The following is a 9,729-nucleotide window of genomic DNA, read 5'->3' as shown; positions in this document are numbered from 1 at the left end:
CCGACAACAAGCGGCTGATCCTTCATTTCGGCGCGGTCGACTACTGCGCGTCCGTCTGGCTGAACGGTGTTCTGGTTTGTCATCACCAGGGCGGCTACACGCCTTTTCACGCCGATATCACCGATTTCCTGACCGCCTCCGGCCCCCAAACCGTTGTCGTTCGGGCGGAGGACGACGCATCCGACCTCGCCAAGCCGCGCGGTAAGCAGGATTGGATGCTGGAGGCCCATTCCATCTGGTATCCGCGTACGACCGGAATCTGGCAGACCGTCTGGCTGGAAGTGCTCCCCGCGACCTACATCGGCTTCGTTCGATGGACCCCCAATATCGAGCGCTGGGAAATCGGTTTCGAAGCGCGGCTCGACGGGGTCCGCCGCGAGGGCGTGCGCCTCAACGTCAAAATGCACGTCGGCAACCTGCTGGTTGCGGACGACACGTACGCGGTCGTCGCCGGCGAAGTGCACCGGCGGATTGCGCTCTCCGATCCCGGGATCGACGATTACCGCAACGATTTGCTGTGGAGCCCCACCACCCCCACGCTCATCCACGTCGAGCTGCGCCTCTGGGGCGGCCGCGGCGAGCTGATCGACACCGCAACCAGCTACACCGCGCTGCGTTCCATCGGCGTGCAAGGCGACAAGTTTGTCCTCAACGGCCGTCCTTTCCTGTTGCGTCTGGTCCTCGATCAAGGCTATTGGCCGGAAAGCGGCTTAACGTCGCCGGACGATGACGCCTTGCGCCGCGACGTCGAACTCGTAAAAGCCATGGGCTTCAACGGCGTCCGCAAGCACCAGAAAATCGAGGACCCGCGTTTCCTCTACTGGGCGGACCGCCTCGGCCTGCTGGTGTGGGAAGAGATGCCCAGCGCCTACCGGTTCACCCGCGAATCCATTGAGCGCCTCACCCGCGAATGGGTGGACGTTCTCAGCCGCGATAGCAGCCATCCCTGCATCATCGCCTGGGTGCCGTTCAACGAGTCGTGGGGCGTGCCCGATCTGCCCGACAGCCCGGCGCAGCGCCATTACGTGCAGGCGCTTTATCACCTCACCAAAACCATTGACCCGACGCGACCGGTCATCGGAAACGACGGCTGGGAGAGCGTGGCCACCGACATCATCGGAATCCACGATTACGATGACTCACCGGAACGCATCGCGCGCCGCTACGGCGCCAACGAAATCGAGAGCCGGCTGTTCAAGCGCGAACGCCCCGGCGGCCGCATCCTCCTGCTGGAGGGCGCAACCAACTCCGATCAGCCCATTATCCTTACGGAATTCGGCGGCATCGCCTACTCGCCCGACGTCCAGGGCACCTGGGGCTACGTTCGCTCCGACTCCGCGCAGCAATTTGCCGAGAGGTACACCGCCCTTTTGGGCGTGATCCGATCCCTCCCCTCGTTGGCCGGTTTCTGCTACACCCAGTTCACCGATACCTACCAGGAAGCCAACGGCTTACTCTACTCCGATCGCACGCCGAAATTCCCGCTGGAAGAGATGGCGCTCGCCACCCGCGGGTCGCGCAGCGAACGCGACCGTCACGAAGTTGCATGGCGCGAGCGAATAATGAGCTTCCAGCGACACCAGTACCTTGTACCTTCTGAAGACTACCGAACCCAGGACCGTCATTGAACCTCGATACTTCATTTGATTCCTCTCCGGTCGCGGCGCCGAAAAGCTCCGCGATCTCCCTTTGCGCGCCCCGCCTTTTCCAATCCTTCTGGATGGGGGGCTTCGAATGCGCAACCCATATCAACACCGCCGGACGCCGCCTCGACATGATCGCCGGTGTCCAGCATGATTCTCAGGCCGAGCACGATTACGCCCTGCTGAAATCGCAAGGCATGCAAGCCACCCGCGACGGCCTCCGCTGGCATCGGATCGATCGCGGCTCGCAGGGGTACGACTGGTCGTCGTTTGAACCCATGTTCGACGCCGCCGCGCGCCAGGGCGTCCAGGTCATCTGGGACATCTGCCATTACGGCTGGCCCGATGGCTTGGACGTTCTGAGTCCCGCCTTCGTCGACCGTTACGTACGGTTCGCGCGGGCGGTCGCTCAGTTCGTCCGGAACAAATCCGATGAAGTGCCGTTCTATGCGCCCATGAATGAGATCAACTTTCTCTGCTGGGGCGCGGCTCGCGACCTGATCTACCCCTTCGCTTTCGGCCGGGACAACGACATCAAGCACAACCTCATTCGCGCGACCGTTGCGGGTTGCGCGGCCATTCTGGATGTCGACCCGCGCGCGCGTTTCGTCTATCCCGAACCGATCGTTAAGGTTCTCCCTCCGCGCCATCGTCCGGACCTCGCGGCACAAGCGCGGCAGCACCACGAATCTCAATTCGAGGCGTGGAACATGATCGCCGGTTATCAGGAGCCTTCGCTCGGCGGCGATCCCAGGTTTCTCGATATCCTGGGCGCCAACTTCTATCATTCCAACGAATGGGAGATCGAAGGCAACGGCCGGCTCCGCTGGGAGGATGAACCCCGAGATGACCGCTGGGTGCCGCTGCACAAGCTGCTGACCGACATTTATCGCCGCTACCGCCGTCCGTTGTTTGTCGCCGAGACCAGTCACTTCGGATCGGGCCGGGCTCGCTGGATCCTTGAGGTTGCCGACGAAGTCTTAAAGGCGCGCCGCGAAGGGACGCCGATCGATGGAATCTGCCTGTACCCGGTCATCGACCGATATGATTGGCAGGACGCAAACCACTGGCATAATAGCGGATTGTGGGATTTTCAGCACGCTTCCGATGGGAAATTAGTACGCACTTTGAATCAAACGTATGCGAGTGCGCTTACAAAATCACGCCAATTACTAGCCTCCATCGGATGCGTGTGACAGTTTGTCAACTGCGTCGGCCGCCTTTTGGTGGCCGAACAGTAGCCTAGAGTACGGCCCGCCCGTCCGATTTCGTCCTGTTTCGGGACAACACCGCAATTCCTCTGTTTGGCATTTTTGTTGCTTCTTTAAACTTCCAGCGGCGGAAGATCGCGCACCACGTCCGTGGGCCGGCCATCATTCTGGGAGAACAAAAAGTGCCAAAAACCTTCGACGATCTAATTATCTTTTCTCATCTGCGCTGGGATTTTGTGTTCCAAAGACCGCAACATTTGTTGACTCGTTTTGCGCGTCAGCATCGTGTCATTTTCATCGAAGAACCGGTCAAATCCGAATCGGGCGCGGCTTATTGGGAAATTCGAAAGCCCGAGCCGGGATTGGTGATCTGTTGCCCGCATACACCGGCGCAAGTCGGCGGATATTCGGATGAGCAGATCCCGTTTTTATTCTCCCTGCTGAATCAGCTCATCGCGCAAGAGAACATTCAAAACTATGTTCTGTGGTTCTACACGCCCATGGCGCTGCCCCTTGCCGATCGTCTCGCGCCCCGCGCCGTTGTGTACGACTGCATGGACGAGTTGTCGGCGTTCCTGAACGCGCCCAAGCAGCTGCTCGATCGCGAAGAAAAGTTATTGAAGCTGGCAGACGTTGTGTTCACCGGCGGCCCGAGCCTCTATCGCGCCAAGAAAAACCGGCACTCCAACGCGCACTGCTTTCCCAGCAGCGTCGATACGAAACATTACTCGAAAGCTCGCTCGGTGGTCATGCCCGAACCCGCGGATCAGGCCGGCATCCCGCACCCGCGCCTCGGATTCTTTGGCGTAATCGACGAGCGCCTCGATCTGAATCTGCTCGCGCATGTAGCGGATGCGCATCCGGAATGGAACATCGTGATGCTGGGTCCGGTCGTCAAGATCAAAGAATCCGATCTGCCGCATCGAGCCAATCTCCACTATCTCGGACAAAAGCAATACGCGGAGCTGCCGTCTTATCTCTCCGGCTGGGACCTCTGTCTACTGCCGTTCGCGCGCAACGAGTCGACCAAATTTATCAGTCCCACCAAGACGCTTGAATACATGGTTGCCGAGAAGCCGATTGTCAGCACGCCCATCACGGACGTCGCCGAGCCCTACGGAAAAATTGTTTATCTCGGCGAAACGCCTGAGAACTTCGCGGCGGCATGCGAACGGGCTTTGAAGGCGTCCAGCCAGGAGACGGCATCCCGCATCGCAGGCATGCGCGACGTGCTATCGAAAACTAGCTGGGACCGCACCGCGCAAGCCATGCAAGAACTGATTGTAAAAGCGATCGGTAAGACGGACAATCTGGAGGAAGGCATCTTTAAACCGGCCATGGCAAACACCAATCTGAACGACACGCAACAGACGCCGTCCACTGTAGTGATCGGCGCGGGCCCCACCGGGCTGAGCGCGGCCTACCATCTGGGCGCGGATGCTGTTCTGATAGAAAAAGAAAGCCGCGTCGGCGGATGGTGCCGCTCCATCGAGGACAAGGGGTTCACCTTCGACTTCGCCGGGCACATCATGTTCTCGAACGATCCGTACGTCCACGAAATGTATAAGATGCTGCTCGGCGATAACGTTCACTGGCAAAATCGCGAAGCGTGGATTTACAGCAAGAACGTCTACACGCGCTATCCCTTCCAGGGCGCGCTCTACGGCTTACCGCCGGAAGTGATCAAGGAATGCATCACCGGAGCCATCGAAGCCCGCTTCGGAAGCATGGGCAAAGAGAAGAAGCCCGCCGGCGCCGCGAGCGGCGGGTCGCTTACGTTAACGAATGGCCACGCGAACGGACATGCCAATGGTTCGGCCAAGCTGGCTCTGAATTCGAGCCCGTCCGCATGCAAAGCCGAATCGATCACCGATTGTTGCGCCGACGGTGTGCTCGAATCCGAAACTGAACTCGGGCCGCGCGCGGTTGCGGAACACTCCTCCGAGCCGCGCAACTTCGAAGAATTCATCTACAAAGTCTGGGGTGCCGGCATCGCCAAACACTTCGCCATCCCCTACAACCGCAAAATCTGGGCGGTTCCGCTGGATCAGATGGAAACCAGCTGGCTCGGCGGACGTGTCCCTCTTCCCGATCTCGAAGAGATGATCGAAGGCGCGCTCCAACCCGTGGGCAAGCCGATGGGTCCCAACGCCCGATTCGGCTATCCGCTGCGCGGCGGCTTCCAGTCGTTGATGAACGGCTTCCTGCCGCATCTCAAGGGCGATCTCCGTTTGAACACGCGCGTCCGCAAAGTCTCCGCCAGCGCGCACACCATCACGCTAGACGACGGGCAAGTGATCCCCTACGAGACGCTCGTTAGCACCATGCCGCTCCCGCTGCTGATTCGCGCGATGGGCGACGAAGTCCCCGATCCCATTCGCGAACATGCCGCGAGTCTGCGCCACACCTCGGTGCGCTGCGTCAACATCGGTGTCGGCCGCGAAAACCTCACCGAAAAGCACTGGATCTACTACCCCGAAGACTCCGTGTTCCACCGCATCTTTGTCCAGGGCAACGCCAGCCCGCACTGCAATCCTCCGGGCGGATTCGGCCTCACCTGCGAGATCACCTACTCCGAGCACAAACCGCTCCCGTGCGATGGCGAGGACTTGATTCGCCTCTGCATCGAAGATTGCCGTAAGGTCGGGTTCTTCAACGAAGACGACCCGATCCTGACCGCCAACCAGGTCGATATGCCGTATGCGTACGTCATTTACGACCACGGCCGCTCGCTCAACGTTGCTGCCATCCGCGATTGGCTGCTGAAGAACGACATCGTTCTCGCCGGCCGCTACAGCGAGTGGGAATACTACAACTCCGACCACGCATTCCTGGCCGGAAAGAAGGCGGCGGAGAAGGTCAACGAGCTGCGCCAGGATCGTTCCCTGCGCAAAGTCGTCCCGCAGCCCTGGGAAGTTTCGCTCAACGCCTAAATCCGCCTGGCTGACGCGCGCGGCTCTGTAACCGATCGATTTTACCGAGCCGCGATTTTACGATTACCTTGCGCCACGGAGCGAGAGGTTTGGGGACCTGTAACCGATCGATTTTACTGAGCCGCGATTTTACTGAGCCGCGAGCGTCAGCGACCGGTCCGCCGAACCTCGCGGCACAACTCCCACGGAAAAATCACCCTCGGCCGCTGCCGGTCCCACCGAAAACCTGTCACTCTCTATGTCGCCCGCCCTGACACCGAATTTTCATGCTTGCCAAAGCGTTTCCGCTGATATAATGAAGGCTGGATGGTAGTTTCCGCCCGCGTTTCGCGGTACCGGTTCGGCCTGACTAAGCTTAGCTATCTTATTGTCTTCAAGCCTCTTTCCCCGATTCAGCAGCGCGGCCCCGTTCTGAGCCGCATCCCCAAGGTTTTATCTGCCTAAGCTTTATTGCCTGAAATCCATCTCACTTTTTCTGTCAGGAGGTCGTGTCTACAGCTCATGAAAACCAGCGTTCAGATCACACGTGGTGTCGAAAACCTGTACGGTACGCGGGACGAGAACATGCGTCTCCTCGAAACCGGCCTTGCGGTTAAGACACACCTCGTGGAGAGCTCTCTCGAAATCGAGGGCGAAGAGACGGGTGTCGCCCGCGCCGAAAAGATCCTGGAAGACTACGCGGATCTTGTGCGTGAAGGAGTGATTTTCTCCAACGGCGATCTGAACAGCTACATTCGTGTGCTTACCGAGGACCCCGACGTTTCGCTCCGCGCACTGGTACAGAGCGGCCGCCAGCGCAATTTCGGCAAGAAAGTCCTTGCGCCGAAAACCATGAATCAGCGGCGCTATATGGAAGCCATCGAGCGCAACGATCTGGTGTTTGGCATCGGCCCCGCCGGAACCGGGAAGACGTATCTGGCCGTCGCGATGGCTGTCTCCGCGCTGATTTCGAAGCGCGTGAGCCGCATCGTGCTGACACGCCCCGCGGTCGAAGCGGGAGAGAAACTCGGCTTCCTGCCCGGAACGCTGCAAGAGAAAATCGATCCCTACCTGCGCCCGCTCTACGACGCGCTGTACGACATGATGGAGACGGACAAAGTGGAAAAGCTGCTCGAAAAGCTGACCATCGAAGTGGCGCCGATCGCGTTCATGCGCGGCCGCACCCTTAACGACGCGTTCATCATCCTCGATGAAGCGCAGAACAGCACTCCCGAACAGATGAAGATGGTCCTCACCCGCCAGGGGTTCAACTCCAAGATGGTAGTGAACGGCGACCCGACGCAGGTCGATTTGGGTACTGGCAAACGCAGCGGATTGCTGGATGCCGCCGAAGTTCTAAATGGAGTCGAAGGCATCAGCTTCGTGCATTTCAGCGATCGCGACGTCGTGCGCCACAGCCTGGTGCAGCGCATTGTGAAGGCTTATGAGCGTGCCAACGAAGCCAACACGGCCCAGTTGTCGTTGAAGCTCTCCGAACCGATTCCGGATCCTGTCGCGGCCGCGCTGGCGAGCAACGGCGCGTCGCGCACGGCCAATTAAGCATGGGCTTATCGGACCCACTGATAACTTTCCGGCGTGTTCCCGAACACGCCGGTATCGAGCGGCAGGCGCTCGAAACCTTCGCGGAACTCCTTCGCAAGCGCGTCGCCGTCCAGCGTCCGTTCCATTGTCTGATCACGGGCGATACGGAACTGCGGCGCCTGAATCGCGAATTTCTGGGCAAAGACTACGCCACCGACGTTCTCTCGTTTCCTTCCGGCGAGGGCGGCGATCTCGCGATTTCGCGCCATCGCGCCGCCGCGCAAGCGCGCAGTTTCGGACACTCGGTAACCACCGAGATCGAACTGCTCATGTTGCATGGCGTGCTGCATCTGGCCGGCTACGATCACGAGACCGACCATGGCGAGATGGCGCGCGCCGAGCAGCGCTGGCGCGCGAAGCTCGGTTTACCCACAGGCCTGATCCGGCGCGTGCGCCAGAGAGCATAGCGATGGCCCTTGCAAGTCTCATCGCGCTGATCGCGCTCGCTGCTGTATTGGCGCTCATCTCCACCGTGCAGCAGCTTTATCTCGAATCCCAACGCTTGCGCACGCGCGACGTTCCCATGCAGCAGTTCTTCCGCAGCGCCTTGGAATCGCGCATCGGGTTCCCCATCGACCGCGGCTCCCTGGCGTTCTCGCTGATTAAACATGGAGCGCTCTTGCTGTCCGGTGTCGCTGTCTTGGCTTTTGCCGTGGATGGCGGCCGCCTCACGCCGGGTACCATGCTGCAGGCCGCACTAAGCGGGCTGTTGTTCATGATGGCGTTCGCCTACGTGGTCCCGCATGCGCTCTATCGCCGCTCGCGTGGCAACTGGCTCTTGCCGATGGCGCCGGCCCTGCGGATTGTCGGCCTGACCATGATGCCGGTCGTCGGTCTGCTCAGTTTCCTCAACTCACTGATCGACATCACCAAAGAAGAGCCCGTCGGCAATGAGCCGCCCACGCCCGCCGAAAACATCGATACCTTAATCACCGCGGGCGCCGAAGAAGGCTTGATCGAAGAGGAAGACCGCAAGCTCATCCAGAACGTGGTCGAGTTCGGCGACAAGGTCGTCCGCGAAATCATGACGCCCCGCCCCAACATGGTCGTGATCAAGTCCGACGCGTCCCTCGAGCAGCTGCGTCACCTGGTTATCAACGAGCAGTATTCGCGCATCCCGGTGTATGAAGGCACGCTCGATCAGATCATCGGCTTCGTTCACGTGCGCGACATGTTCGAGCTGGAAGACGAAGAGCGCTCCAAACGCACGATTCAGGACCTGATGCGGCCCATCCGCTTCGTCCCGGAAACCAAGTCCGTACACGATCTCATGCGCGAGATGCAGATGGAAGGCGCTCACATGGTGATCGTGGTCGATGAATACGGCAACACCGCCGGACTCGCGACGCTCGAAGACGTGGTCGAAGTCATCCTCGGTGAAATCCGCGACGAGCATGAGCCCGAGACCGACGTCACTCTCGATGAGAATGGCGGCTATATCGTGTCGGGAAGCTTCGATCTGTCGCGCCTCGCCGAGATGTTGAACGTGAACCTGGAGGAAGACATCGAATCGACCACCGTGGGCGGCCTGGTCAGCGAATGGCTCGGCCGCGTGCCGCAGCCGGGAGAATCCGTCGAACGCGACGGCGTGCGGATCGACGTTCTCGCCAGCGATGAACTACGCGTCGAGCAGGTGCGCGTCAGCCGAAGCCAGGCCGCGGTGAGCCAGTGAGCGGCTTCGTCTCGGGTTTCGTCTCAATACTGGGTCGCCCCAATGCCGGCAAATCGACGCTGCTGAACGCGCTCGTCGGTTCCAAGGTCGCGATCGTCGCCGATAAGCCGCAGACCACGCGGAGCGCGATTCAAGGCGTCTACACCGGTCCCGATTGCCAGATCGTCTTCATCGACACGCCCGGTATCCACAAAGCCCAAACCGCCATCGGCAAACGCATGATGCACAGCGTGCGTTCGTCGCTCGATGAACGCGATCTGCTGCTCTATCTCGCCGACGCGACCGTTCAGCCGGGCGAGCCCGATCGCGATGCCGTCAGCATTCTGCGCCATGTGGAATCGCCGGCCATCCTGCTTGTCAATAAGCTCGACCTGATCGAAAACGCGGAGCGGGCGCTCCCCGTGATCGAGTTCTATCGCGGACTGCACCCCTTCGTCGATTTCCTCCCAATCTCCGCGCAATCCGCATCCGACGTCGCGAAGCTGCGCGATCTGATCCGCGCGCGCCTGCCCGAGGGTCCGCAGTACTTCCCCTCCGATCACGTAACCGATCAGCCGGCGCGTTTTCTCGCAACCGAGCTCGTGCGCGAACGAATCCTGCAGGAAACCGAACAGGAAGTCCCGCACTCCGTCGTGGTCCTGATCGATACGTGGGAAGAATCCGACCGGCTCATCAAGATCTTCGCCACC

Annotated in this window: 7 protein-coding genes; all 7 read left to right on the top strand. The window is 60.2% G+C overall.

The annotated features are described in order from the left end of the window. The coding region (locus tag H1Y01_RS03485) for a glycoside hydrolase family 2 protein (RefSeq protein ID WP_180538821.1) at positions 1 to 1,628 on the top strand (1,628 nt) is incomplete at its 5' end. Positions 1,629 to 1,720: 92 nt separating this feature from the next. Continuing rightward, on the top strand, positions 1,721 to 2,839 hold the full coding sequence (locus H1Y01_RS03480; protein ID WP_180538819.1) for a beta-glucosidase: 1,119 nt from the start codon (positions 1,721 to 1,723) through the stop codon (positions 2,837 to 2,839). A gap of 197 nt (positions 2,840 to 3,036) precedes the next feature. After that, the gene (locus tag H1Y01_RS03475; protein ID WP_219341230.1) at positions 3,037 to 5,787 is read left to right on the top strand and encodes an FAD-dependent oxidoreductase; all 2,751 of its coding nucleotides are present in this window, start codon (positions 3,037 to 3,039) and stop codon (positions 5,785 to 5,787) included. Positions 5,788 to 6,288: 501 nt separating this feature from the next. Beyond that, positions 6,289 to 7,326 carry a PhoH family protein gene (locus H1Y01_RS03470; RefSeq protein WP_180538817.1) on the top strand — a complete coding sequence of 346 codons (1,038 nt, stop codon included), beginning with the start codon at positions 6,289 to 6,291 and terminating at the stop codon, positions 7,324 to 7,326. Between the two features lie 2 nt (positions 7,327 to 7,328). Then, positions 7,329 to 7,775 (top strand): rRNA maturation RNase YbeY, encoded by a 447-nt coding sequence (gene ybeY, locus H1Y01_RS03465; protein ID WP_180538815.1) that lies wholly within the window; start codon positions 7,329 to 7,331, stop codon positions 7,773 to 7,775. Between the two features lie 2 nt (positions 7,776 to 7,777). Beyond that, positions 7,778 to 9,040, top strand: a complete 1,263-nt coding sequence (locus H1Y01_RS03460; RefSeq protein ID WP_180538813.1) for a hemolysin family protein — start codon at positions 7,778 to 7,780, stop codon at positions 9,038 to 9,040. Further along, positions 9,037 to 9,729 (top strand): GTPase Era (gene era, locus H1Y01_RS03455; RefSeq protein ID WP_180538811.1); only part of this gene is annotated, 693 nt, incomplete at its 3' end. The genes H1Y01_RS03460 and era, both read left to right, overlap by 4 nt.

It is taken from the genome of Nevskia soli (assembly GCF_903970205.1).
Taxonomy (GTDB): Bacteria; Acidobacteriota; Terriglobia; order Bryobacterales; family Bryobacteraceae; genus Bog-113.
The sequence above is the reverse complement of the archived record's forward strand: the minus strand, read 5'-3'. Positions and strand labels throughout refer to the sequence as shown.

Coding starts and splice junctions, on each gene's coding strand:
- H1Y01_RS03480 (WP_180538819.1), top strand. CDS start 1,721: ATGGGGGGCTTCGAATGCGCAACCCATATCAACACCGCCGGACGCCGC.
- H1Y01_RS03470 (WP_180538817.1), top strand. CDS start 6,289: ATGAAAACCAGCGTTCAGATCACACGTGGTGTCGAAAACCTGTACGGT.
- H1Y01_RS03460 (WP_180538813.1), top strand. CDS start 7,778: ATGGCCCTTGCAAGTCTCATCGCGCTGATCGCGCTCGCTGCTGTATTG.
- ybeY (WP_180538815.1), top strand. CDS start 7,329: ATGGGCTTATCGGACCCACTGATAACTTTCCGGCGTGTTCCCGAACAC.